This window comes from Pseudomonas sp. B21-047, assembly GCF_024748775.1.
In the GTDB taxonomy this organism is placed as follows: domain Bacteria; phylum Pseudomonadota; class Gammaproteobacteria; order Pseudomonadales; family Pseudomonadaceae; genus Aquipseudomonas; species Aquipseudomonas capeferrum.
In genome coordinates, this window is sequence record NZ_CP087169.1 from 557,002 (window position 1) to 582,049 (window position 25,048).

At 65.3% G+C, this 25,048-nt stretch carries 24 protein-coding genes and 1 tRNA gene; 14 read left to right on the forward strand and 11 right to left on the reverse strand.

Annotated features, from left to right (window positions below; translation table 11 throughout):
• Positions 1–443: 443 nt before the first annotated feature.
• The 7 genes from fdnG (at position 444) to LOY26_RS02555 (ending at position 9,570) form a co-directional block, all read left to right on the forward strand.
• Positions 444–3,512 (forward strand): formate dehydrogenase-N subunit alpha, encoded by a 3,069-nt coding sequence (gene fdnG, locus LOY26_RS02525; protein ID WP_186665516.1) that lies wholly within the window; start codon positions 444–446, stop codon positions 3,510–3,512.
• Positions 3,512–4,462 carry a formate dehydrogenase subunit beta gene (gene fdxH / locus LOY26_RS02530; RefSeq protein WP_186665514.1) on the forward strand — a complete coding sequence of 317 codons (951 nt, stop codon included), beginning with the start codon at positions 3,512–3,514 and terminating at the stop codon, positions 4,460–4,462. The genes fdnG and fdxH overlap by 1 nt, the downstream gene beginning before the upstream one ends.
• Entirely contained in the window at positions 4,459–5,115 is a 657-nt protein-coding gene (locus tag LOY26_RS02535; protein WP_186661160.1) for a formate dehydrogenase subunit gamma, read from the forward strand. Before fdxH ends, LOY26_RS02535 begins: the two co-directional genes overlap by 4 nt.
• Before the next feature lie 4 nt (positions 5,116–5,119).
• Entirely contained in the window at positions 5,120–6,046 is a 927-nt protein-coding gene (fdhE, locus tag LOY26_RS02540) for a formate dehydrogenase accessory protein FdhE (protein WP_258714350.1), read from the forward strand.
• Between the two features lie 75 nt (positions 6,047–6,121).
• Entirely contained in the window at positions 6,122–7,549 is a 1,428-nt protein-coding gene (gene selA, locus LOY26_RS02545; RefSeq protein ID WP_258714351.1) for an L-seryl-tRNA(Sec) selenium transferase, read from the forward strand.
• Positions 7,546–9,468: a selenocysteine-specific translation elongation factor gene (gene selB / locus LOY26_RS02550; RefSeq protein WP_258714352.1), complete on the forward strand. Its 1,923-nt coding sequence runs from the start codon at positions 7,546–7,548 to the stop codon at positions 9,466–9,468. Before selA ends, selB begins: the two co-directional genes overlap by 4 nt.
• Positions 9,469–9,474: 6 nt before the next feature.
• Positions 9,475–9,570, forward strand: a tRNA-Sec gene (locus tag LOY26_RS02555).
• A 2-nt stretch (positions 9,571–9,572) separates the two neighbouring features.
• Here LOY26_RS02555 and LOY26_RS02560 read toward each other — a convergent pair.
• Both LOY26_RS02560 and LOY26_RS02565 read right to left on the reverse strand, forming a co-directional pair.
• A complete protein-coding gene (locus LOY26_RS02560; protein WP_408980754.1) occupies positions 9,573–10,592 on the reverse strand; it encodes an asparaginase in 1,020 nt (339 codons plus the stop codon).
• A 72-nt stretch (positions 10,593–10,664) separates the two neighbouring features.
• The gene (locus tag LOY26_RS02565) at positions 10,665–12,107 is read right to left on the reverse strand and encodes a sodium:alanine symporter family protein (RefSeq protein ID WP_033703469.1); all 1,443 of its coding nucleotides are present in this window, start codon (positions 12,105–12,107) and stop codon (positions 10,665–10,667) included.
• A gap of 178 nt (positions 12,108–12,285) precedes the next feature.
• Here LOY26_RS02565 and LOY26_RS02570 point away from each other — a divergent pair, with 178 nt between their 5' ends.
• The 3 genes from LOY26_RS02570 (at position 12,286) to LOY26_RS02580 (ending at position 15,024) form a co-directional block, all read left to right on the forward strand.
• Positions 12,286–13,095 (forward strand): helix-turn-helix transcriptional regulator, encoded by an 810-nt coding sequence (locus LOY26_RS02570; protein ID WP_033703468.1) that lies wholly within the window; start codon positions 12,286–12,288, stop codon positions 13,093–13,095.
• 119 nt (positions 13,096–13,214) lie between these two features.
• Positions 13,215–14,099 (forward strand): sugar nucleotide-binding protein, encoded by an 885-nt coding sequence (locus LOY26_RS02575; protein ID WP_186661130.1) that lies wholly within the window; start codon positions 13,215–13,217, stop codon positions 14,097–14,099.
• Positions 14,092–15,024, forward strand: a complete 933-nt coding sequence (locus LOY26_RS02580; RefSeq protein WP_033703465.1) for an NAD-dependent epimerase/dehydratase family protein — start codon at positions 14,092–14,094, stop codon at positions 15,022–15,024. The genes LOY26_RS02575 and LOY26_RS02580 overlap by 8 nt, the downstream gene beginning before the upstream one ends.
• 35 nt (positions 15,025–15,059) lie before the next feature.
• On the opposite strand, the gene LOY26_RS02585 is transcribed toward LOY26_RS02580, so the two are convergent.
• On the reverse strand, positions 15,060–15,503 hold the full coding sequence (locus tag LOY26_RS02585; RefSeq protein ID WP_258714354.1) for a helix-turn-helix domain-containing protein: 444 nt from the start codon (positions 15,501–15,503) through the stop codon (positions 15,060–15,062).
• Positions 15,504–15,602: 99 nt separating this feature from the next.
• On the opposite strand from LOY26_RS02585, the gene LOY26_RS02590 reads away from it, so the two are divergent.
• Complete coding sequence (locus LOY26_RS02590; RefSeq protein WP_186661128.1) at positions 15,603–16,826, forward strand: MFS transporter; 1,224 nt, start codon at positions 15,603–15,605, stop codon at positions 16,824–16,826.
• Here LOY26_RS02590 and LOY26_RS02595 read toward each other — a convergent pair.
• The 5 genes from LOY26_RS02595 to LOY26_RS02615 all read right to left on the reverse strand — a co-directional run bounded on the left by LOY26_RS02595 (position 16,814) and on the right by LOY26_RS02615 (position 20,739).
• A complete protein-coding gene (locus LOY26_RS02595) occupies positions 16,814–17,497 on the reverse strand; it encodes an OmpW family protein (protein ID WP_014589498.1) in 684 nt (227 codons plus the stop codon). The two genes, LOY26_RS02590 and LOY26_RS02595, sit on opposite strands and share 13 nt — an antisense overlap.
• Positions 17,498–17,606: 109 nt before the next feature.
• Positions 17,607–18,179: a DUF3299 domain-containing protein gene (locus LOY26_RS02600; protein WP_189673439.1), complete on the reverse strand. Its 573-nt coding sequence runs from the start codon at positions 18,177–18,179 to the stop codon at positions 17,607–17,609.
• An 8-nt stretch (positions 18,180–18,187) separates the two neighbouring features.
• Positions 18,188–19,453 carry an ABC transporter permease gene (locus tag LOY26_RS02605; protein ID WP_186661126.1) on the reverse strand — a complete coding sequence of 422 codons (1,266 nt, stop codon included), beginning with the start codon at positions 19,451–19,453 and terminating at the stop codon, positions 18,188–18,190.
• Positions 19,453–20,163: an ATP-binding cassette domain-containing protein gene (locus tag LOY26_RS02610; RefSeq protein ID WP_258714355.1), complete on the reverse strand. Its 711-nt coding sequence runs from the start codon at positions 20,161–20,163 to the stop codon at positions 19,453–19,455. The genes LOY26_RS02605 and LOY26_RS02610 overlap by 1 nt, the downstream gene beginning before the upstream one ends.
• Complete coding sequence (locus tag LOY26_RS02615) at positions 20,164–20,739, reverse strand: DUF2796 domain-containing protein (RefSeq protein ID WP_258714356.1); 576 nt, start codon at positions 20,737–20,739, stop codon at positions 20,164–20,166.
• Between the two features lie 133 nt (positions 20,740–20,872).
• Here LOY26_RS02615 and LOY26_RS02620 point away from each other — a divergent pair, with 133 nt between their 5' ends.
• A complete protein-coding gene (locus LOY26_RS02620) occupies positions 20,873–21,214 on the forward strand; it encodes a hypothetical protein (RefSeq protein WP_186665491.1) in 342 nt (113 codons plus the stop codon).
• Positions 21,215–21,291: 77 nt separating this feature from the next.
• Here the strand turns inward: LOY26_RS02620 and trxA are convergent, their stop codons facing one another.
• Genes trxA through LOY26_RS02635 form a run of 3 tightly spaced genes read right to left on the reverse strand, consistent with a single transcriptional unit; the run spans position 21,292 to position 23,308 of the window.
• Positions 21,292–22,164: a thioredoxin gene (trxA, locus tag LOY26_RS02625; RefSeq protein ID WP_258714357.1), complete on the reverse strand. Its 873-nt coding sequence runs from the start codon at positions 22,162–22,164 to the stop codon at positions 21,292–21,294.
• Between the two features lie 31 nt (positions 22,165–22,195).
• Positions 22,196–22,855, reverse strand: a complete 660-nt coding sequence (locus tag LOY26_RS02630) for a methyltransferase (RefSeq protein WP_186665487.1) — start codon at positions 22,853–22,855, stop codon at positions 22,196–22,198.
• On the reverse strand, positions 22,856–23,308 hold the full coding sequence (locus tag LOY26_RS02635) for a YbaY family lipoprotein (RefSeq protein ID WP_033703450.1): 453 nt from the start codon (positions 23,306–23,308) through the stop codon (positions 22,856–22,858).
• A gap of 105 nt (positions 23,309–23,413) precedes the next feature.
• Between LOY26_RS02635 and nrdR the strand changes: the two genes are divergently transcribed.
• On the forward strand, positions 23,414–23,878 hold the full coding sequence (gene nrdR / locus LOY26_RS02640; RefSeq protein ID WP_016393425.1) for a transcriptional regulator NrdR: 465 nt from the start codon (positions 23,414–23,416) through the stop codon (positions 23,876–23,878).
• Between the two features lie 2 nt (positions 23,879–23,880).
• Positions 23,881–25,011, forward strand: coding sequence for a bifunctional diaminohydroxyphosphoribosylaminopyrimidine deaminase/5-amino-6-(5-phosphoribosylamino)uracil reductase RibD (gene ribD / locus LOY26_RS02645; protein WP_258714358.1), 1,131 nt, complete (start codon positions 23,881–23,883; stop codon positions 25,009–25,011).
• Positions 25,012–25,048 lie beyond the last annotated feature (37 nt).

Below are 25,048 nucleotides of genomic sequence, written 5' to 3' on the forward strand. Positions count from 1 at the left end.
GCCACAACAGCTTCAGCGCCTATGAGATCGAGCGCCGCCCGCGCGGCGCATCGCGACGCAAGGCCGCTCCTACATTTGTTTCGGGCCAATGAGGTCTGTGACATTTGCGCGCGACCGCCTTGTTCGCACGACGCAATATCGAGGCGAACACCAAGGGGGCGCGCGCCAATGCCTCAGGAATAATTGGCCCGAAACAAATGTAGGAGCGGCCTTGCGTCGCGATGCGCCGCGCGGGCGGCGCTCGATCTCACAGGCGCTGAAGCTGTTGTGGCGAGCACCTGTCAGCCCCCACACCAATCCCCAACACCTCCCCTGACCCACGTCATCGCACCTTCCCAATTCTTGACTAGTCTTACCCCTTGGCGGCCGTCAAAACCGTCACCGTGACTACCAAAAGGCGCCGGCCATGTTCCGTGCGCCCACCACCTGATCAGGAGTGCACGATGGACCTCAACCGTCGGCAATTCTTCAAGGTCGCCGCCGTCGGCCTTGGAGGCTCTAGCCTGGCGGCGTTGGGCATGGCCCCGACGCCGGCCTTCGCCGAGCAGGTACGCCACTTCAAGCTGGCGCACACCATCGAAACCCGCAACACCTGCCCCTACTGCTCGGTCGGCTGCGGCCTGATCATGTACAGCCAGGGCGATGCGGGCAAAAACGTCAAACAGAACATCATCCACATCGAAGGCGACGCCGACCACCCGGTCAACCGCGGCACGCTGTGCCCCAAAGGCGCAGGCCTTCTGGACTTTATCCACAGCCCGAGCCGCCTGCAGTACCCCGAAGTGCGCAAGCCGGGCAGCAAGGAGTGGGTGCGGGTGGAGTGGGACGAGGCGCTCGACCGCATCGCCCACCTGATGAAGCAGGACCGTGACGCCAACTTCATCGAGAAAAACGCCCAGGGGCAAACCGTCAACCGCTGGCTCACCACCGGTTTTCTCGCTGCCTCCGCCGCCTCCAGCGAGGCTGGCTACCTGACCCACAAGGTCATCCGCGCAACAGGCATGCTGGGGTTCGATAACCAAGCACGTGTCTGACATGGCCCGACGGTGGCAAGTCTTGCCCCGACGTACGGCCGTGGCGCCATGACCAACCACTGGTCCGATATCGCCAACGCGAATCTGGTCCTGGTGATGGGTGGCAACGCAGCAGAAGCGCACCCGTGCGGCTTCAAGTGGGTGACCGAGGCCAAAGCGCACAACAAGGCGCGGCTGATCGTGGTCGACCCGCGGTTTACCCGTACCGCCTCGGTGGCGGACTACTACGCACCGATTCGCACCGGCAGCGACATCGCCTTCATGGGCGGGCTGATCAACTACCTGCTGAGCACCGACAAGATCCAGCACGAATACGTGCGCAACTACACCGACGTGTCGTTCATCGTCAAAGAAAGCTATGGCTTCGAGGACGGGCTGTTCAGCGGCTACGACCCCGCCAAGCGCGTGTATGCCGACAAGTCCGGTTGGGGCTACGAGCTGGGGGAGGACGGCTTTGCCAAAGTCGACCCAACCCTGCAACACCCGCGTTGCGTGTTCCAGTTGATGAAGCAGCACTACAGCCGCTACACCCCGGAACTGGCCAGCATGACCTGTGGCATGCCGCAGGACGCCATGATGAAGATCTGGGAAGAGATCGCCACCTGCTCGGCACCGGGCAAGACCATGACGATTCTCTATGCGCTGGGCTGGACGCAGCATTCGATCGGCGCGCAGATCATCCGCAGTGCGGCCATGGTCCAGTTGCTGCTGGGTAACGTCGGCATGCCGGGCGGCGGGGTCAACGCCCTGCGCGGGCACTCCAACATCCAGGGCCTGACCGACCTCGGCCTGCTGTCCAACTCGCTGCCGGGCTACCTGACCCTGGCCGGCGATGCCGAACAGGACTACGCCGCCTTCATCGACAAGCGCGCCTCCAAGCCGCTGCGCCCGGGGCAGCTGTCGTACTGGCAGAACTACGGCAAGTTCCACGTCAGCCTGATGAAGGCCTGGTATGGCGCCAATGCCACGGCAGAAAACAACTGGGGCTACGACTGGCTGCCCAAGCTCGACGTGCCGGCCTACGACGTGCTGCGCATGTTCGAGATGATGAGCCAGGGCAAGGTCAACGGATACATCTGCCAGGGCTTCAACCCGATCGCCGCGCTGCCGGACAAGAACCGCGTCACCGCAGCGCTGGCCAAGCTCAAATGGCTGGTGATCATGGACCCGCTGGCCACCGAAACCTCGGAGTTCTGGCGCAACGCCGGGCCGTTCAACGACGTCGACACGGCCAACATCCAGACCGAAGTGATCCGCCTGCCCACCACCTGCTTTGCCGAGGAGGACGGCTCGCTGGTCAACAGCAGCCGCTGGCTGCAGTGGCACTGGAAGGGCGCCGACGGCCCAGGCCAGACCCGCACCGACGTGCACATCATGAGTGAACTGTTCCTGCGCCTGCGCCAACGCTACCAGGCCGAGGGCGGCGCCTACCCCGATCCCCTGATGAACATCAGCTGGCCATACAAAATCCCTGAAGAGCCGTCCCCGGAGGAATTGGCCAAGGAAATGAACGGCTGGGCCGTGACCGACGTCACCGACCCGACCGGCGCCGTGCTCAAGGGCGGGCAACAGTTGTCGGGCTTCGGCCAGCTCAAGGACGACGGCAGCACGGCGTCGGGCTGCTGGATTTTCGCCGGCTGCTGGACCGAGCAAGGCAACCAGATGGCCCGCCGTGACAACAGCGACCCGTATGGCATGCACCAGGTTCAGAACTGGGCCTGGGCCTGGCCGGCCAACCGCCGCATCCTCTACAACCGTGCCTCCAGCGACCCGCAAGGCAAGCCATGGGACCCAGAGAAGAAGCGCCTGGTGTGGTGGAACGGCAAGGCCTGGACCGGTACCGACGTGCCCGACTTCAAGGTCGACTCGCCACCGGAAGCCGGGATGAACCCGTTCATCATGAACCCCGAGGGCGTGGCGCGCTTCTTCGCCATCGACAAGATGGCCGAAGGCCCGTTCCCCGAGCACTACGAGCCGTTTGAAACACCGATCGGCATCAACCCACTGCACCCGCAGAACAAGAAGGCCACCAGCAACCCGGCCGGGCGGATCTTCGATTCGGTGTGGGACACCCTCGGCACCCATGATGAATTCCCCTACGCGGCGACCACGTACCGGCTGACCGAGCACTTCCACTTCTGGAGCAAGCATTGCCGGCTCAACGCCATCGCCCAGCCCGAGCAGTTCGTCGAGATTGGCGAGGTGCTGGCGAACGAGAAAGGCATCAAGGCGGGTGACCGGGTGCGGGTGTCGAGCAAGCGCGGCCATATCGATGCGGTGGCGGTGGTGACCAAGCGGATTCGCCCGCTGCAGGTCAACAACCAGACCGTGCACCAGATCGGCATCCCACTGCACTGGGGCTTCACCGGGGCGACCCGGCACGGCTACCTGACCAACACCCTGGTGCCGTTCCTGGGTGATGGCAATACCCAGACGCCGGAGTCCAAGTCGTTCCTCGTCAAAGTGGAGAAACTCTGATGGCCAGCCAAGACATCATCGCCCGCTCGGCCACCACCACCGTACCGCCGTCGGTACGCCAGCAGCAGGAAGTCGCCAAGCTGATCGACACCACCAAGTGCATCGGCTGCAAGGCCTGCCAGGTGGCGTGCTCGGAGTGGAACGAACTGCGTGACGAGGTCGGCCACAACCACGGCACCTACGACAACCCCCAGGACCTCACCGCCGAGACCTGGACCCTGATGCGCTTCACCGAGCACGAGCGCGACGACGGCAACCTGGAGTGGCTGATCCGCAAGGACGGCTGCATGCATTGCGCCGAACCAGGCTGCCTGAAGGCGTGCCCGAGCCCGGGGGCAATCATCAAGCATGCCAACGGCATCGTCGACTTCAACCAAGACCACTGCATCGGCTGCGGCTACTGCATCACCGGCTGCCCGTTCAATATCCCGCGCATCTCGCAGAAGGACCACAAGGCGTACAAATGCACCCTGTGTTCCGACCGCGTGACCGTGGGCCTGGAGCCGGCCTGCGTGAAAACCTGCCCGACCGGGGCGATCGTGTTCGGCACCAAGGACGAGATGAAGGTGCATGCCGCCGAGCGTATCGTCGACCTCAAGTCGCGCGGCTACGACAACGCCGGGCTGTATGACCCGGACGGCGTCGGCGGCACCCACGTGATGTACGTGCTGCACCATGCCGACACGCCCACGTTGTACGCCGGCCTGCCGGACCAACCGGTGATCAGCCCGCTGGTGGGTTTGTGGAAGGGCATCACCAAACCGCTGGCGCTACTGGCCATGGGCGCGGCGGTGCTGGCCGGGTTCTTCCACTATGTGCGGGTCGGCCCGCAGCGGGTCGAAGAGGACGAACACCCCACGCCGCCCGATGACAGCGTGCACCAGGTGGACCCGGCAGTGCATGTCTACGATCCGAAGCAGCCCGGTGGGCAAGGGGAGCAGCGGCCATGAACGACAACAAACCCATCCTGCGCTACAACGCCAACGAACGGACCAACCACTGGATCGTCGCCATCCTGTTCTTCCTGGCCGGGCTTTCCGGGTTGGCGCTGTTCCACCCGGCGCTGTTCTGGCTCAGCCACCTGTTCGGCGGCGGGCCCTGGACACGCATCCTGCACCCGTTCATGGGCGTGGCGATGTTCGTGTTCTTCCTTGGCCTGGTAGTGCGCTTCTGGCGCGCCAATTTCATCACCGCCAACGACCGCCTGTGGCTGCGCCGCATCGACCGGGTGATGGTCAACCGGGAAGACGGCGTGCCGCCTATTGGCAAGTACAACGCCGGGCAGAAGCTGCTGTTCTGGACGCTGCTGGTGTGCATGCTGGTGCTGTTGATCAGCGGTGTGGTGATCTGGCGCGCGTATTTCAGCCATTACTTCGATATTGGCGCGATACGCGTGGCGTCGCTTGCCCATGCACTGGCAGGCTTCGTGCTGATCCTCAGCATCATCGTGCACATCTACGCCGGTATCTGGATCAAAGGCTCGATCGGCGCCATGCTGCATGGCTGGGTCAGCCGCGCCTGGGCGCGCAAACACCATCAGTTGTGGTACCGCGACGTGACTGGCGACAAGACGCCGGGCGATCACGGACGTAAAGAAGGATGAGCGTGTGAGCACGATACTCGAACCCGGGCAGATCGAAGCGTCGGCGGTGGCGCCGCCGTTCATTCATCTGCCGCCCAAGGACTTGTTCGCCCAGCGTGCCGAGCGGCTGGAGCAGTTGGCAGTGGGTAATGCCCTTGGCGATTACCTGCGCCTGATCGCCTGGCTGTGCCGCTTCCAGCAGCAGCTTGTGGATAGCCCGCCCAGTGGTTTACCGGTGGCCGAAGCGCGTCAGCGCCTGTGCATAAGCCATGGTCTGCCGCCCCTTGCAGCCGACAGCCTGGTGCGCGAAGGGCCGTGGTTGGTGTGGATGCAGGCGTTGATCGAGCACTTTGACGAAGAGGCCAGCGGCCCGTTGGCTGTGGCGTTGCAGGCACTGCGCGACAGTGACGACAGCCAGCGCAAGGGGTGGGGCATCGCCTTGCTGGCTGGGCAGTTCGACGCCGTGCCGGCAGCGTTGGTGCCGTTTCTCGGCGCCGCGCTACAAGCCGCGTGGTTCAGCTGGCTGCTGGCGCTGCCGGCCGCCGAGCTCAAGCCCTCTGGCAGCCAGGCCCAGTGCCCGGCGTGCGGCTCGCCGGCGATGGCCGGGGTGGTGCGCAACCGTGGCAAGCACAACGGCCTGCGTTACCTGGCGTGTTCGTTGTGTGCCTGCGAGTGGCATGTGGTGCGGGTCAAGTGCGTGTACTGCGAGTCGAGCAAGGGCCTGCGCTATACCAGCCTGGAGGATGATCGCCACGCGCCGGGCAAGGCGCCGCTGCGGGCCGAGTGCTGCCCGGGGTGCAACAGCTACCTGAAGCAGAGTTACCTGGAAAACGATGCGGCGGCCGAGCCGTTGGCCGATGACTTGGCCAGCCTGGCACTGGATATGCGCTTGGATGAGGAAGGCTTTCAACGCCTGGCACCGAACCTGATGCTGGCGCCGGGTGGTGGCTGAGTGTCTACACTGCAAGTTCGAGTCGCCCCTTCGCGGGGCCAGAACAGACAACGGACCAGCTCAAGGTAGTACCTGATGCCTTCAAGCCTCGCCGATAACGCCCCACGCCTGCCTTCCATCGATACCCTCCTGCGCCACCCGGCCTGCCTCCCGCTGATCGACCGGCATGGCCGCGACGCCGTGCTGAATACGCTGCGCCAACTGCTCGACGACCTGCGCGAACCCACCCGGCAAGGCCAACTCAGCACCGCCGAACTGGCCGCAGACGTGTTGCTGGGCCGCACCGGCGAGCGCCTGGCCACCCAGCAACGCAGCCAGGTCCGCCGCGTGTTCAACCTCACTGGCACCGTGCTGCACACCAACCTCGGCCGCGCCTTGTTGCCGGAAGAGGCCATCGAAGCCATGCAGACCGCAGCCCGCTACCCGCTCAACCTGGAGTTCGACCTGGCCACCGGCAAGCGCGGTGACCGCGACGACCTGATCGAAGGGCTGATCCGCGAGCTGACCGGCGCCGAAGCCGTCACCGTGGTCAACAACAACGCCGCCGCCGTGCTGCTGGCGCTGAACAGCCTGGGCGCGCGCAAGGAGGGCATCATCTCCCGGGGCGAGCTGATCGAGATCGGCGGTGCCTTCCGCATCCCCGACATCATGGCCCGCGCCGGCGTGCGCCTGCACGAAGTCGGCACCACCAACCGCACCCATGCCCGCGACTACGAAGGCGCGATCAACCCGCGTACCGGCCTGCTGATGCGCGTGCACTGCAGCAACTACAGCATCCAGGGCTTCACCACTCAGGTGCCCACCGCCGAACTTGCGCACATTGCCCACCAACATGACCTGCCCCTGCTCGAAGACCTGGGCAGTGGCAGCCTGCTCGATATGACCCGCTGGGGCCTGCCCGCCGAACCGACCGTGCGCCAGGCCCTGGCCGACGGCGCCGATATCGTCACCTTCAGCGGCGACAAGCTGCTGGGCGGCCCGCAGGCCGGGATCATCGTCGGGCGCAAGGCGCTGATCGCCAAGATCAAGAAAAACCCCCTCAAACGCGCGCTGCGCGTCGACAAGATCACCCTCGCCGCGCTTGAGGCGGTGCTGGCGCTGTACCGCAACCCCGACCGGCTGGCCGAGCGCCTGCCCAGCCTGCGCCTGCTGACCCGCAGCCAGGCCGAAATCCAGGCCCAGGCCGAGCGCCTGGCACCGGAACTCAAGGCTCGCCTCGACGCACAGTGGGCCGTCAGCGTGGAGCCAGCATTGGGCATGATCGGCAGTGGCAGCCAGCCGGTTGCACGCCTGCCCAGCGCCGCGCTGTGCCTGCGCCCGCGGGTGTCGAAGAAGCTGCGCGGGCGTAGCCTGCATGTGTTGGAGCGGGCCTTGCGCAACCTTCCGGTACCGGTGCTCGGGCGCATCGACGACGATGCACTGTGGCTCGACCTGCGCCAACTGGACGACGAAGCCCAGTGGTTGGCGCAACTGCCGGCCCTGCAGTTGGGGCCGGTGCAGTGATCGTTGGCACCGCCGGCCATATCGACCACGGCAAGACCGCGCTGCTGCAGGCCCTGACTGGGCAGGCGGGTGACCATCGCCAGGAAGAGCGCGAGCGCGGCATGACCATCGATCTCGGCTACCGCTATGCAGCCCTGGCCGAAGGTGCGCCGCTGACCGGCTTCATCGACGTGCCCGGCCACGAGCGTTTTATCCACAACATGCTCGCCGGTGCCCACGGCATCGACCTGGTGTTGCTGGTGGTGGCCGCAGACGACGGCGTCATGCCGCAGACCCGCGAGCACCTGGCGATCATTCAATTGCTGGGCATCCCCCAGGCACTGGTGGCGGTCAGCAAGTGCGACCGGGTAGCGCCCGCGCGGGTGGCCGAGGTGCAAGCGCAGGTTGCCGCGCTGCTGGCGCCGGGGCCATATGCGGGCGCGCCGCAATTTGCCCTTTCCAGCGTCACGGGCGAGGGGGTGGCGGCGTTGCGCCAGGCGCTGCTGCAGGCTCAAGGGCGCGTGCGGCAGCGCAGTGTGCGCGGTGGTTTTCGGCTGGCCATCGACCGTGCCTTCGCCGTCTCCGGTGCCGGCGTGGTGGTCACCGGCACGGCATTGGCCGGCCAGGTCCGTGCCGGCGATACCTTGCTGTTGGGCAAAGCGGGCAAACCCGTGCGCGTGCGTGGCCTGCATGCGCAGAGCCAAGCGGCGCTGGTGGCCGAAGCGGGCCAGCGGGTGGCGTTGAACATCGCGGCCGAGCGGCTGGCGGTCGAGCAGGTACACCGGGGTGACTGGCTGGTGCCCGAGTGGCTGCATGCGCCCAGTGTCCGGGTGGATATCGAGCTCACGCTGCTTGCCGGTGAGCCCCGCCCGTTCGAGCATTTCAGCGCCGTGCACGTCCACCTGGGCACCCAGGATGTGACTGCCCGCGTGGCATTGCTCGAAGGCGAAGTACTGCAGGCAGGCCAGCGCATGTATGCCCAGTTGCTACTCAACGCGCCGCTGCAGGCCGTGCATGGCGATCGGCTGGTGCTGCGCGATCAGCGCGCCCAGCGCACGCTGGGGGGCGGGCGGGTACTCGACCCGTTTGCGCCCAGCCGGCAGCGTCGCAGCGAGCCCCGGCTGCGCCAGTTGCAGGTGCTGCGTGATACCGAGGATCTGGAGCAGGCGTTACCGGCCTTGCTTGCCACCGCTGCCGGAGGGCTTGACCCGCAGCGGCTGGAGCGGCAGTTCAACCGCCTGCGGGCCAGCTGGCAGTTGCCGGCGGATGTGCAGGTGATAGCCACGCGCCAGGGGCCGTTGTTGTTTGCCAACGCCCAGTGGTGCGCCCTCAAGCAGCAACTGCTGGCGCAGCTGGCGCTGTTTCACCAGCAGGAGCCCGACCAGCTCGGCCCGGACCGCGACCGCTTGCGACGCTTTGCGGCTTTGCCACTGGAGCGCCCGGCGTTTGTCAGCCTGCTGGATGAACTGCTCGATGAAGGGCAGGCTTCCAGCAGCGGGCCTTGGTTGCATCTGCCCGATCACAAGGTGCAGTTGAGCGAGGCCGACAATGCATTGTGGGCGAGGCTGGAGCCACGTTTGCTGAAGGGGCAATTCGACCCACCGTGGGTCAGGGCCTTGGCCAATGAAGCGGGCTGCGCCGAAGCGGATGTACGCCTGCTGTTGCGCAAGCTGGCAAGGCTCGGGCTGGTGCACCAGGTGGTACGCGACCTGTTTTACCCGGCGGCGACGATACAGCGCATGGCCGCGTTGCTGCTTGGCCAGGCGAATGAAGCGCCGATAGTGCAGGTGGCAGCGTTTCGCGATATGTTGGGCATCGGTCGCAAACGCAGTGTCCAGATTCTGGAGTATTTCGACCGCATCGGCCTGACCCGCAGGGTGGCCGACCAGCGTTACATCCGCGCCGACAGCGCCCTGGCCCAGCAGCAGGCCAGGCACTGAGTTCAAGGAAGGCAATCGCGCCCGGTGGCGCGGCCGGGCTTCAAACCCGGTTGGGGGCGGCAGCCGTTCCCGGGCAGGTTCGACTCCCGCTGCCTTCCGCCACTTTATTCTGACTGTTCGGGGCTCTTCGCGGAGCAACCCCTCTCGCCGCACAGATCCAGCGCAAACCACTGCTCTGCCGCTGCAGCATCCAGCCCCGCCCCCAGCAGCGCAAACATCTTGCCCAACGCCGCTTCACGGGTCATGCCGCCACCGCTGACCAGGCCTGCGCCACGCAGGCGGTTGCCCGCTGCATAGGTATCGAATACCACCGACCCTTCCGGGCACTGGCTGATCGCAACCAGCATCACACCCCGCTGACGGGCCGCCTGCAGCACCTCCAGCAAGGCCTGGTCATCCGATGGCCCCGTGCCGCTGCCATAGCACTCCAGCAGCAGCCCTTGCACGCCGCTGTCTAGCAGCGCCCGCAAATGCTCGGCCTGCAAGCCAGGAAACACCGGCATCAGCACCAGGTTGACCGGCTGGCGTGGGTGCTTGTAGCCAAGCTCGGCAGGCAGGGCAGTGGCACGCTCACCGTCGCGATGACGCGGCAGCGCGGCAAAGGCATCGAAGGCCTCGCTGCGCAGCTTCGAAGCCCGGCAGCCATGCAGCAACTGGCCGTGGAAGTACAGCTGCACGCCCTCTTCAAGGCCTTGCTCGCACTGGCGCAGCGCGCCGCACAGGTTGTCCCAGGCATCACTGCCGGGCACGCCGGCTGGCAGCATCGAGCCGGTCAGCAGCACCGGCGCCGGCAAGCCAAGCAGCAGGAACGACAACGCCGCCGCGCTGTAGGCGAGGGTGTCGGTGCCATGCAGCACCAGTACGCCATCGTGGCCGGCAACGTCCACCGCTTCGACGATGGCATCGCGCATGGCCAGCCAGTTGTGCTGCTGCATGTTGGCGCTGTCGAGCAGCGGGTTCATTTCCTGCAATGTCCACTGCAACTGGGGGGCATCGGCCATTTGCGCGAAGTGCTCGCGCATCCGTGCATCGAAGCCGCCCGCTGGCGCCAGGCCTTCAGGGGTTTCGAGCATGCCGATGGTGCCGCCGGTGTACAGGACGAGAAGATTCTTTACTGCGCGCATGGAGAACATCCGTAGCGGTGAGCGGAGAAAGAAGAGCCGCCCGCAGGTGGGGCGGCTGGGCAGGGGAGAGTATCAGCGTTGCGGCTGGGCTTGGCCAACGGCTTTGTCAGTGGCTGTTTCCACCTGCGGGTTGGCAGGCCAGGCGTCGCGGTCCAGGTCCAGGTCGGCGAACTTGGCAGAGTCGAACACCGGCTGCTTGATGCCCGCTTTGCGCTGGTCGTCGTAGTCGCGCATCACCCGCAGGCCGACCTTGAACAGCAGGGCCAGGGCCACCAGGTTGACGAAGGCCAGGCAGGTCATGGTGATGTCGGCGAAGGCGAACACGGTCGACAGGTCTTGCACCGAACCCCACACCACCAACGCCAGTACCAAGGCGCGAAACACCAGCAGCACCACGCGGTTGCGGCTGAGGAACTGCAGGCTGTTCTCGCCCAGGTAGTAGTTGTAGAGGATGCAGGTGAACACGAACAGCGACAGCGCCACGCTGACGAACAGGCGGCCCCAGTCACCAACCACGGCGGCCAGCGAGTTCTGGGTCAGGACAATGCCATCACCTTCGAAGCCCGGGGTGTAGAAGCCCGACAGCAGAATCAACAGCGCGGTGCAGGTGCAGATCACGAAGGTGTCGAGGAACACACTGAACGCCTGGACCACGCCCTGGGCGCCAGGGTGTTTCACCGCGGCCACCGCGGCAACGTTCGGTGCACTGCCCAGGCCCGCTTCGTTGGCGAATACGCCACGCTTCACGCCCATGACGATGGCGCTGCCGAGCAGGCCGGCGAACGCGGGGTCGAGGCCGAAGGCGCTCTTGAAGATGGTTTCCAGCATGGCAGGTACGTGTTCGATCTGCGTGCCGATCACGTACAGGGTTACGCCGATGTAGGCCAGGGTCTTGATCGGTACCAACAGGTCCGACACGGCAGCGATACGCTTGATGCCGCCGATGAACACCACGGCCAGCAGCACCGCCAGGGCGATACCGGTGTGGCTCGGCGCGAAGCCGAAGGCGTTTTCCAGCGAGTGGGTCACGGTGTACGACTGCAAGCCCATGAAGGCGAAGCCATAAGTAACCAGCAGCAGGATGGAGAACACCACGGCCATGCTTTTCAGTTTCAGGCCGTGCTGAATGTAGTAGGCCGGGCCACCACGGTACAGGCCATCGCCATCGGCGCGCTTGTACACCTGGGCCAGGGTACATTCGAAGAAGCTGCTGGACATGCCCACCAGTGCGGTGACCCACATCCAGAACACGGCACCCGGGCCGCCAAGGGTCACGGCGATACCGACACCGGCGATGTTACCGGCGCCAACGCGGCCGGCCAGGCTCAGCATCAGGGCCTGGAACGAACTCAGCTGGCCTGCCTGGCCGCGCAGCGATTCCTTGAACACACTGAACATGTGCACGAAATGACGGAACTGCACGAACCGCGAACGGATGGTGAAGTAGCTGCCTAGTCCGACGATCAGCACGATGAGTAGTTTCCCCGAGAGGAAATCGTTGAGTGCTTCGAGCATTGGGAAATGACCTCGATTCTTATTCTTCGTGTGGAAAGACAGCGGGCGGCAGGCGCGCCGCTATGCGTTGGGGCGCATGGTTGGCTATGACAAGAGTGGTTACAATTTCGCATTTTGTTCTGAGTTGATGCGACTTGATGCTACACTTGCGCCATTCGCGTCACCTGGAAGCTTCTGCATGAGCGAGCATTTCGCTACCAACCTCAAACTGGCCTGCAGCCACTACCGCTCTATCTCGGAAGTTTGCCGGCAGCTGTCGATCAACCGTGCCCAGTTCAACAAGTACCTGAGCGGCCAGAGCCGTCCGACGGCGTTCAACCTCAAGCGCATCGGCGATTTCTTCGGCGTCGAGGATTACGAACTGAACGTGCCCCCCGAGCAGTTCTCCCGGCTGATCGGTGCGCGGGTGTCGGCCGTGGCCGACCAGCCCAGCGACCCGATCAGTGAATTGTTCCGGCCCTTGCACGAGCACGCCGGCAACCTGTCGCGCTACTGCGGTTACTACTTCGAGTACTCCAACTGCATGTCGGTACCGGGCTCGGTGCTGCTGTCGCTGGTGCACCTGCGCGAAGAGCGCGGCCGCTTCCTGTTCGAACGCCAGGAACGTCAGGAGCGCAGCAGCGCCACCGACCTGCACGCCGAGGTGCGTTGCCGCTACCTGGGCGCGGCGTTTCAGTTGCAAGACCGAATGTTCCTGATCGACTACGAGTCGCTGACCCTCAACGAGATGAGCCAGACCATCCTCATCCCCAGCTTCAAGAGCCGCATCACCCGCCTGAACGGCCTCAAGACCGGTGTCTCCAGCGGCGACCGGCGCAACCCGGCCTGCACCCGCGTGGTGTGGGAGTACCTGGGCGAAGAGATCAACCGCATCAATGCCTATCGCCAGGTCAAGCTGTACCGGCCGGATGACCCGCGCATCGATGACGACGTGCGCGAACGGTTGAGTGTGGGGCCGTTGAGTAATGGGTTGTTCGAGATCGAATAGGTTTTGGCAAGGGCAGGGGATGGCGGCAGGGCAGCCACCCACCCGTGTTGGACTTCCCGGGCAGGAAACCGCAAAATGACCCCTTTCCCTCAATCAACCTCTCCGGATCTGCTGACTCTATGCGTATGCGCCTAATGCTGTTGGGTGGTGGCAATGCCCTCGGGCAAGCGCTGATTCGTCTCGGGGCTGAAGAGGACATCGCATTCCTGGCACCGCGCCCGCCGGAAAACGGCTGGGGCCCGGCCAGCCTCACTCAGCTGCTCGACGATCACCGCCCCAATGCCTTGGTCAACCTGGCCTATTACTTCGACTGGTTCCAGGCCGAGTCGGTCAGCGAGCAGCGCCTGGCCCAGCAGGAGCGGGCGGTGGAGCGGCTGGCAGAGTTGTGCCAGCACCACCAGATCACCTTGGTGCAGCCTTCGAGCTACCGGGTTTTCGATGGCTCGCGGGCTACGGCCTACAGCGAGAAGGACGAGCCGGTGCCGCTGGGCCTGCGTGGCCAGGCACTCTGGCGTATCGAGCAGAGCGTGCGTGCGGCGTGCCCGCAACATGTGCTGCTGCGCTTTGGCTGGCTGCTCGACGAGAGCGTCGACGGCACGCTCGGGCGCTTCCTGACCCGTGCCGAGCAACCCCAGGAGTTGCTGCTGGCCGATGACCGGCGCGGCAACCCGACGCCGGTCGACGATGCGGCCCGGGTGATCCTGTCGGTGCTCAAGCAGCTCGATTGCAGCGCACCGCTGTGGGGCACCTACCATTACGCTGGCAACGAGGCGACCACGCCGCTGGCGCTGGGGCAGGCGATTCTTGCCGAGGCCGGCCAGTACCGTCAGCTGGCGGTGCAGGCCCCCACGCCGCAGGCCCATGCCGCACGGCCGGATGCCAGCGAAGAGCCACAGCACGCAGTGCTGGCCTGCAAGAAAATCCTTCACACCTTCGGTATCAAGCCGCGCGCCTGGCGCGCTGGCCTGCCACCTCTACTGGACCGTTTCTACCGCCATGGCTGACGCCCCCATCCTGATCACCGGCGGTGCCGGCTTCATAGGCTCTCACCTGTGCGATGCGCTGTTGGACAAGGGTTACGCCGTACGCATTCTCGACGACCTGTCCACCGGCAGGCGGGACAACCTGCAGATCGCGCACCCGCGCCTGGAACTGATCGAAGGCGATGTCGCCGATGCCGGCTTGGTCACGCGTGCGGCCGCGGGCTGCAGCGCAGTGGTGCACCTGGCGGCAGTGGCGTCGGTGCAGGCCTCGGTCGAAGACCCGGTAAAGACGCACCAGAGCAATTTCATTGGCACCCTCAATGTCTGCGAAGCCATGCGCGTGCACGGTGTGCGCCGGGTACTGTTCGCGTCCAGCGCTGCGGTGTACGGCAACAACGGCGAAGGCGAGTCGATAGCCGAAGACACGCCCAAGGCACCGCTTACTCCCTATGCTGTGGATAAGCTGGCCAGTGAGCAGTACCTGGATTTCTACCGCCGTCAGCATGGCCTGGAGCCGGTGGTTTTCCGCTTCTTCAATATTTTCGGCCCGCGCCAGGACCCTTCCTCGCCGTATTCCGGCGTGATCAGCATCTTCAGCGAGCGCGCCACCCAAGGGCTGCCGATCACGGTGTTCGGTGATGGCGAGCAGACCCGCGATTTCCTCTATGTCGGGGACCTGGTGCAAGTGATGATCCAGGCGCTGGAGCAGCAGCAGGTCGAGGAGGGGGCGGTGAATATCGGGCTGAACCAGGCCACGTCGCTCAACCAACTGCTGGCGGCGCTGGAGAAGGTGATCGGCAGCCTGCCTGCGATCAGCTATGGCGCGGCACGCTCGGGCGATATCCGCCACTCACGGGCGGATAATCAGCGCTTGCTGGCGCGCTTCGACTTCCCGCAGGCAACGCCGTTGGTCGAAGGTTTGTCCCGGCTGCTCGGCAAGGCCTGAAAGCCGCCTGACGCTGTGGGAAGGTGGTCACGGAGTTATCCGTGGCGCACCAACCTGCGCTGGCAATCTTCCGGCCGCAACACCCGGCCATCCTCAGTGCGCACTTGCAGCGGGGCGATCGCCTGCCCTGTGGCCTGCTCCAGCAGTGCTGAGCGCGCCTCACCCGCTTCGAACAAAAAGCGCTCACCCCACTGGCGCAAGGCAATCACCAGCGGAAACACCGAACGGCCCTTCTCGGTCAGCACGTATTCCTTGTAGGCACTCCCATCCGGCGCCGGCTGCAGCTGCAGCAAGCCACTCTCGACCAGCAACTTCAGGCGTGACGCCAGGATGTTCTTGGCCAGCCCCAGGTTTTTCTGAAACTCGCTGAAGCGGCCTAAACCATCGAAGGCATCGCGCAAGATCATCAGCGCCCAGCGGTCACCGAGCACTTCGAGGGCTCGGGCTACCGGGCATTGTGCGTTTGTTTCGTTAAGCATCAGCGAAGACTCTTCGGTTGTTCTGGTTGCAGATTAAAACCACATTTGCTAGAAAGCCACATGTGGTTTTAATTTGAAACCAGTTCGGAGGGATACGCCATGCACGCCTCAAGCGCTTCACCCCCTCGTCTGACCCAAGCGATGACCCTGTTGCTGGCGCTCACCTGTGCCATGGCCGTGGCCACCGTGTACGTCGCCCAGCCACTGCTTGAGTCGATGGCATTGGACCTTGGGGTAGGGCAGCAGCGCATCGGCTGGGTGGTAGGTGCTACCCAGGCGGGTTATGCGCTGGGCTTGCTGCTGATCGTGCCGTTAGGCGACCTCATCGACCGCAAGCGCCTGATCATCGGCCAATTGCTGGTTTCGGCGCTGGCGTTGGTGGCGGTCGGCATGGCTTGGGGCTGGGCGGTGCTGCTGGTGGCGCTGGCCATGGTCGGGCTGATGGCGGTCATGGTGCAGGTGATGGTGGCGCATGCCGCGACCCTGGCCACCCCCGCGCAACAGGGGCAGGCGGTGGGCACCGTCACCAGCGGGGTGGTGCTGGGCATTCTGTTGGCGCGCCTGGTGTCTGGCGTGGTCGCCGACGTGGCCGGCTGGCGCGTCGTCTATTTTGCCGCAGCCGGGGTGCTGGTGCTGATGGCCGGGCTGCTCTGGAACGGCATGCCTGGCACCCGGCCTGCGGCGCAGCGGTCCAGTTACCTGGCGCTGATCGGCTCGCTGTTTGCTTTGTTCAGACAAGACCCGCTGCTGCGCCAGCGAGGGTTGTATGGATTATTGATCTTCGCCGCCTTCAGCGTGCTGTGGAGCGCCATGGTGCTGCCGCTGAGTGCGTCACCCCTGGCGCTCAACCATACCCAGATCGGGCTGTTTGGCCTGGCGGGTGTGGCGGGGGCCTTGGCCGCTGCCCGGGCCGGCCGCCTGGCCGACCAAGGGCGGGGCGATCGCACCACCGGTCTGGCCTTGGGTGTGCTGACGCTGTCGTGGCTGCCGACGGCGTTCGTCGAGCACTCGCTACTGGCGTTTCTGCTGGGCGTGGTATTGCTCGATTTCGCGGTGCAGGCGGTGCATGTCACCAACCAGAGCCTGTTGTTGGCCGGGCGCAGCGCCCTGGCGAGCCGGCTGATTGGCGCCTACATGTGCTGTTATTCGCTGGGTAGCGGCCTGGGTGCGGTACTGGCGACCTGGGTCTATGCCCGTTGGGGATGGGCTGCGGTGTGCGGGTTGGGGGCGGGGATCAGTGCCACAGCGCTGGGCTGCTGGCTAGTGTCGAGCACCGGGAGCGCGGCCGTGGCCGCCCTCCCGGCCCGGGATCAGAACTTGTAGCCAAGGCCGACCATGTACACCCACGGGTCAACGTCGACGTCGACCTTGGTCTTGCTGTAGCCCAGTGCGGTCGGGCCGTTGACACTGGCCTTGGTGTCGATGTCGACGTACCAGACAGAGGCGTTGACCAGCAGGTTGTCGGTCAGCATGTAGTCCATGCCCAACTGGCCAGCGATGCCCACTGAATCCTGCAGTTTCAGGTTGCTGAAGCCCTGTTGCTTGCGTGCACTGCTCAGGTCTTCATCGAAGAACAGGGTGTAGTTGATGCCCACGCCGGCATACGGCTGGAACCTGGAGTTGGGCTCCATCGGGTAGTACTGCAGCGACAGAGTCGGTGGCAGTTGCTTGATGTCGGCCAGCTTGCCGTCCAGGCCGCCGCCCAGGCCCTTGACGCCGACGGTGTGCTTGAACGGGGTGGCCGCCAGCAGCTCCAGGCCGATGTGGTCGGTGAGCATGTAGGCGAAGGTCAGGCCCAGCTGGGTGTCGCTGTCCAGGGTCGCCTTGGTGCCCGACACCTTGTTGCCATCGAACTTCAGGTCGCCGCTGCTTTCGTTCGGTGCGGTAGTGATGGCGCCGGCGCGCAGAATCATATCGCCCGCCTGGTAGGCGTGGGCGGCAGGGGCGGCAAGGGCGAGGGCCACAAGCGAGGCGCCAAGCAAGGACTTGTTCATGGAAGCTCCCAGAGGACATTAATAATCGAGTAGTCCAATGGTACGGAGGCGTCTAAACAGAAAGTTTGATCCAGCTCAAAGAAGCGTCGTAACGAATTCGAAACAGTTCTCACTTCAGCTCATAAGCGTATATTTTCTCGGCTTCCATCTGGTATCCGGCGTCGGCCAGCTCGCTGCTGGAGGCTCTGACCTGCAGTTTTCCCTCGATCCAGTAGGGCTGATAGAGGTCTTCGACGCGCACGCCCATCTCGCTGAAAATATGCACGATCTGATTCGACGGCGGCGGGGGCACGTGGATGCAGGCGCCGTAGTAGGGCACTAGCAGAAACTCGGTGGTGCGGCCTTCCTCGCTGACTTCCAGCGGCACGATGTAGCCGGGCAGTTTGATCTGCTGGCCGTCCAGGCTTTGCACCACCGGTGCATTCGGCGCCTGCTGGTGGGCGGCGGGGGCCGACTCGGCAGACAGGGCGTCGCTCAGTTGTGACAGGTCATGCAGTGGCGCCAGCTGCGGCGGGATGACGGGTGCGCCTTCGGGGATCAATGCGGGCCAGTCGAGTTCGCGAGGGTCGGTGGCCCAGGCAGGTAACGCCAGCGTGAGCAGCACAAGCAGGACGATGTGCACGGCGTGCACTGGCCGCTTCGCGGGTAAACCCGCGAAGCAGGCGGTGAGGTTTGAGGTCATGACGGTTCTCAAAGGTGAATCGACAAGCCATCGGCCAGCGACTGCCGGTAGGCACGCCAGGCCGGCACGCTGCCCATCAGCAATGCTGCGCCGAGGATGATAGCCAACAGCGTCCACTCGTGCGCACTGGGCATGGCCAGTGGCAGGAACAAGCCGTAGTTGGCCTGCACATAGCCCTGCGCCACGGCGATGCCAGCGTACAACAGCCCCAGCCCGGCCACGATCCCCACCACTGCCAGCGACAGCGCCTCGAGTACCAGCAGTCCGGCGATATGCCAGGGGCGGGCACCTACCGAACGCAAGATCGCCATCTCCCGCCGGCGTTCGTTGAGGCTGGTAAGAATGGCTGTGAGCATGCCGATCAACCCGGTCAGCACCACGAACAGCGAAACCACGAACAGCGCCTGCTCTGCGGTACCCATCAGGCTCCACAGTTCTTGCAGGGCAACCCCGGGCAAAATCGCCAGCAAGGGTTCGTTGCGGTACTCGTTGATTTCCCGTTGCAGGCTGAAGGTGGCGATCTTGCTGTTCAGGCCGAGCATGAACGCGGTGATGGCGGCGGGTTGCAGGTCCATGGTACGGGCCTGTTCGGCGCTGATGCGCCCCGCGCCACGGGCCGGCACGCCGTTGTGCCAGTCGATGTGAATGGCCTCCATGCCGCCCAGGCTGATGTGCAGGGTGCGGTCGACCGGGGTGCCGGTGCGTTTCAGCACACCGACCACGGTGAAGGGTTTGTCGTCGTGTTTGACCAGGCTGATGGCCGCCACGCCATGCGCCAGCACCAGCTTGTCGCCGAGCCGGTAGTGCAGCGCCTCGGCCACCTCGGCGCCGAGCACCACTTCGAACGGGTCATCGGCGAACGCACGGCCCTGGCTCAGTTCCAGGTGCTGCCTGCGGCCATATTGGTAATGGCTGAAATAGTCGCCGGTGGTGCCCATCACGCGATAGCCGCGGTGCGAGTCGCCGAGCGAAATGGGGATCGCCCACTTTACCCGTGGGTCTTGGGCATAGTGCTGGTAGCTGTCCCAACGGATGTTGTTGGTGGCGTTGCCGATACGAAACACCGAATACAACAGCAGGTTCACCGACCCCGAGCGGGCGCCGACAATCAAGTCGGTGCCGCTGATGGTGCTGGCGAAGCTGGCGCGGGCCTCGGTGCGTACCCGCTCCACGGCCAACAGCAGGCACACCGACAAGGCGATGGCGAAGGCGGTAAGGAAGGCGGTGAAACGGCGGTTGGCCAGGCTGGCCAGGGCAAGACGAAGCAGGTACATCAGGCCTCCCGGGGCTTGGCGGCGCGGTTGAGTTCGGCCAGGGAAAGGTGCCGGTCGAACAGGGGGGCCAGGCTCTGGTCATGGCTGACGAACAACAGGCTGGCGCCGGCCGCGCGGCACTCGTCGAACAACAGGCGGATGAACGCTTCGCGGGTGTCGGCATCGAGGGCCGAGGTCGGTTCGTCGGCGATCACCAGTTCGGGCTGGCCGATCAGTGCCCGTGCGGCGGCAACCCGTTGCTGCTGGCCGATCGACAGGCTGTCGGCGCGACGGGCGAGCAGGGCCGGGTCACCCAGGCCCAGATGGGCAAGCAGCGTGGCGGCAGCGTTATCGACGCTGCCATGGCGCTCGGCGGCCCGTGTGGCTCGGCTACGCGAGAAGCGGCAGGGCAGCTCGACGTTCTCGCGCACCGAAAGAAACGGCAGCAGGTTGAACTGCTGGAAGATGTAACCGGTGTGGTCGACCCGGAAGCGATCGCGCGCGCCCTGGCCGAGGCTGCCGAGGTCGCGGCCAAGCAGGCGAATGCTGCCCTGGACAGGCAGGTTCACCCCGCCCAGCAGGCCCAGCAGGGTGGTCTTGCCACTGCCGCTTGGGCCTTTGAGAAACAGCGCCTCGCCGGCCGCCAGATGAAAGGCGGGAATATCCAGCAGGGCCGGCTGACCTGGCCAGGCGAAGACCAGGTCATGCAGTTCGATCAGCGGCTGGCCCATTCAGAACGCGACCGCAGCCTTGGCAGGCGTTGCTTCCACGCCTTTCTGGCCTGTCGGGCCGATCAGTTGTACGTTGATCTTCTGGGTTGCCGGGAAGGCTTTGAACAGGGGGGCGAGGTCGATCTGGGTGAGCGTGTCCGGGTTCGCGCAGGTCAGTTGATAATGCGCACCGATGTCGCTGTGTTGGTGGCCGTGCTCATGTTCGTCGCCATCGTCGTCGGCTTTCGGCGCGTCGCCGAACAGGGGGCTTTCCAGCGCTTGTGCATCGTCCTTGCAGCCGGCAGCCGCGGCCAGCCCGAACAGTTGCAAGGGGTGTTCGAGTTGCTGGCGCACGGCGGCCACCTTGGCCTTGTCGGCATCGCTGCTGGCGGCATGTTCAAAGCCGACCAGGTTCATGGCCGGGCTGTCCAGCTCCAGCTCCAGGGTACTGCCATCCAGCACGGCATTGAGCTTGGCCACGCCGTGCTCGTGGGCACCGAGGGTGCCATGGGCGTGGTCATGGTCATGGTCATCGTGGGCATGCGCCATGGAAAGGGGCAGCAGGGCGAAGGGCAAGGCGAGCAGCAGACGACGCATGGAAGGCTCCAGGAGCAGGCTGGGGATGGTTTGGTAATGTTATAACAACTTTTCTCTGCGCCGCCAGCCTGTGTGGTGCAGGTTTCATGTTGCTGTAGCATGGCCACATTGAACTGTGCTCAAGGAAAAGATCGTGAGAATTCGTGGACAGATTGGTGACTGGCCAGTGGACCTGACCATCGAGATGGACCCGGCCGAGTGGGCGCAGTTGGGGCGGCAGATCGAGGTTCCGGTTGTGGCTGAAGCAGCGGCCACCCCATCGTCGGCGCCGAGGCAGGATGACGGGCATTGGGCGGCAGCGCGCCAGGTTTTGCGCCAGGCGGGGCAGATGAACGGACCGGAGTTGCTGGACCGCCTTGAGGGATTGGCGGGCAGTACGGCGGCAGGTAAGCGGCTGTTGGTGCGGTTGCGCCACAGCAGTGATGTGAAGGTGGAAAGCGGCGCGGATGCGCCGGTCTATCACTGGATCGGCTGACCCGCAGGCGTGCAGCATTGCCTGCGGGAGCGGGCTTGCCCCGCGAACGAGGGCGGAGCCCTCGCAGCTGCTACGGGTCAGAACATGGCTGAAGACAGCTTGCGGCGGTACACCCCAACCAGCGTATGATCACTCCCCAGCAACTCGAACACTTGCAGCATGGCCTTCTGCGGCAACCCGTTTTCATAGCCACGGTTACGCTTGAACAGCTTCAACAGCCCCTCCAGCGCCGCCTCGTATTGCTGGCGGGCGAGCTGCTGAATGCTCAACTGGTAGGCCGCTTCGTCGTCTTCCGGGTTCTGCGCCAGGCGGCTTTTCAGGTCGGCGACTTCTGGCAGGCTGGCGGCCTGGCGCAGGAAGGTCAGCTGCGCCTTGGCCCCGGCCAGGGCGGCCTTGTGCTCATCGGTCTTGACCGCGTCCAGCACCGTCTCGGCCTCGCCCAATTCACCCCGTTCGGCCAGGCAACGGGCGTACAGGATCAGCGCCTCGGCATTGCTGTTGTCTTCGCCAAGCAGCGCCTGCAGCAGCGCTTCGGCTTCGGCAAAACGGCTCTCGGCGAACAGGGCCTTGGCCTGTTCCAGTGGCGAAGCGGTAGGGGCGGCAGGCATTTGCACGTGCGGTTCGAGCAGTGCGCGGATCGCCGACTCCGGCTGCGCACCGGCAAAACCATCGACCGGCTGGCCGTCCTTGAACAGCACCACGGTCGGCAGGCTGCGAATGCCGAACTGGGCGACCACCTGCTGTTCTACGTCGCAGTTGATCTTGGCCAGCAGCAGCTCGCCCTGGTAACCCTCGGCGATCTTCGCCAGCAAGGGCATCAGCGCCTTGCACGGGGCGCACCACTCGGCCCAGAAGTCCACCAGCACCGGCTTGTGGAAAGAGTTCTCGATGACCAGTTGCTGGAAGGTGGCATCGGTGGCGTCGAAAATGTACGGCGTGTCTTGGCTCATCGCGACTCTCGCAAACTCGTGAATGGCACCACTATAAAGGCTCGCGGCTAGCGTGGTACAGGCTGACCCGGCGGAATTCGTGGGGCTCGGCCAGGTCCGGGAGGGTCAGTGCGTCGAGCACGCCCAATTGCCGGTACAGCGGGTGGCAGAAGTCGCGAACCCGTGAGTCCGCCACCAGGGCCTGGCGACCACGGCCGAGGAAGGCGTCGAGCAAGGGCAGGTTGGCGCGGTCATACAGCACATCGGCGACCAGGATCAGGTCGAAGCGGTCGTCCTCGGCGAAGAAATCGCTGCTGTAACCCAGCGCCACCCCGTTCAGCGCGGCGTTGGCGCGGCAGGCGTCGAGGGCCAGCGGGTCGAGGTCGCAGGCCACCACTTCCAGGGCGCCAGCGCGGGCTGCGGCAATGCCGGCGATACCGCTGCCGGCGCCAAAATCGAGCACGCGCTTGCCGGCCACCCAGTGCGGGTGTGCAGCCAAGTAACGGGCCATGGCCAGGCCGCTGGCCCAGCAGAAGCTCCAGTAGGGTGGCGCTTCGAGGATGCGCCGGGTTTCTTCACTGCTGAATGCGCGGTCCATGTTCTGGTCGTCGATCAGCCAGAGCTTCAGTTCGCACTCAGGCAGCTCGCTGGCCACCAGGCGCGCTTCGCCGATCAGGCCGCTGAGGGCCTGTTGCAGTGCCAGGGGTGCCACTTACGGTGCCTTCTCGAAGCGCAGCGGCCCGGTGGCCTGGGTCTGTGCCTGGGTAATGCGTACCGGCGGAAGGTGCATGATCAGCTGGCCAGAGCGGCTGGCACGGCCACGCAGCTCTACCCGGGCACCGGCCGGAAAAGCCTCGGGGTTGAAGCGCAACTGGTAAGGCAGCGCCTGCCCGGTGCCGCTCAGGTTGCTGCTGGCCAGCAGGCGTTGCGGGCGGTCGCGTTCGTCGATGACCAGCAGGGCCAGCTCCACATCGGCCCCGGCCGGGACTTCCAGCAAGGTACCGCTCAGTTCGCGCTGGTAGGCGGGCAGCGGGCCAAGGGGCTGGGTTTTCTTGGCCGATTTTGCTGGCGCGGGCGCCTGGGCCTGTTCGGGCTTGGGCCGGTCGCTACCGCAAGCGGCAAGCAAGGCGGCGCAGCACAGCACGACGAGCGCTCGATGGTGCATTGGGTCATCCTTCAGGGGCAGATTTCCCTGGATGTTAACCCCTTTGGCTTGTCTTGCCAGTGGGATGCGCTACCATGGCCCTCCCTTTTTTTGTTGCCTGCCACCATGCACTGTCCCTTTTGCGGTGCCAACGACACCAAGGTCATCGACTCTCGTCTTGTCGCCGAGGGCGAGCAAGTGCGCCGCCGTCGCGAGTGCGTCGCCTGCGGCGAACGTTTCACCACCTTCGAAACTGCCGAACTGGTGCTGCCGCGGCTGATCAAGCAAGACGGCACGCGCCAGCCCTTCGACGAAGACAAGTTGCGTGCAGGCATGCAACGGGCACTGGAAAAACGCCCGGTCAGCGTCGAACGCCTGGAAGCGGCGCTGGCGCACATCAAGAGCCGCCTGCGCGCCACCGGCGAGCGCGAAGTCAAGTCACTGGTGGTGGGTGAGCTGGTGATGGCCGAGCTGCGCAAGCTCGACGAAGTGGCGTATATCCGCTTCGCCTCGGTGTACCGACGCTTCCAGGACCTCGACGAATTCCGCGAAGAAATCGACCGCCTGGCCCGTGAGCCAGCCAAAGAGTGAGCATGCCCAGCCAGACCGCGATTCTCGACGCCCACTACATGGCCCGTGCCCTGGAACTGGCTCGCAAGGGTGTCTACAGCACCCACCCCAACCCGCGCGTGGGCTGTGTGATCGTGCGCGATGGCGAGGTGGTGGGCGAGGGCTGGCACGTGCGCGCCGGTGAGCCGCATGCCGAGGTGCATGCCCTGCGACAGGCCGGTGAGCGTGCCCGCGGCGCCTGCGCCTATGTCACCCTCGAACCCTGCAGCCACCATGGCCGCACGCCGCCGTGCGCCGAAGCTCTGGTCGAGGCCGGCGTGGCCCGCGTGGTGGCAGCGATGCAGGACCCCAACCCACAGGTAGCGGGGCAGGGGCTGCGGCGCCTGGCAGCGGTGGGTATCGAGGTCCACAGCGGCGTGCTCGAAGCCGAGGCTCGGGCCCTCAACCCAGGCTTTCTCAAGCGCATGGAGCACGGCCTGCCGTTCGTCAGGGCCAAGCTGGCCATGAGCCTGGACGGCCGCACCGCCATGGCCAGCGGCGAAAGCCAATGGATCACCGGCCCCGCCGCCCGTGCTGCGGTGCAGCGCCTGCGCGCCCGTTCAAGTGTGGTGCTCACCAGCGCCGCCAGCGTGCTGGCCGATCACGCACGCATGACCGTGCGTGGCGCAGAGCTAGGCCTGGATGATGAAACCCGTGCCCTGGCATTGAGCCGCCCACCGCTGCGCGTGTTGATCGATGGCCGCCTGCGGCTGGCGCTGGATGCGCCGTTCTTCCTGGCCGGCCCGGCCCTGGTGGTGACGGCTGCCGCAGCAGATGCGCGGTACGCCGAGGCGGGCCACGAGCTGCTGAGCCTGCCAGGCGCCGGTGGCCAGGTCGACCTGCCCGCGTTGATGCGTGTGCTGGCCCAGCGTGGCGTCAACGAGATTCTGCTGGAAGCCGGCGCCGGCCTTGCCGGTGCGTTCGCCCGGCAAGGCCTGATCGACGAGTACCAGTTGTTCGTCGCCGGTACCTTCCTTGGCTCCCAGGCCCGCCCGCTGCTGGAGTGGCCCCTGGCAACGATGAGCGAAGCGCCGCGACTGAAAATTACCGAAATGCGCGCGGTGGGCGATGACTGGCGGGTCACGGCCATCCCCCTGCCGGCGCCCGGCGTATAATGCCAGGCTTGCCCTGCGCAACCCGTTCTTGAGGAAG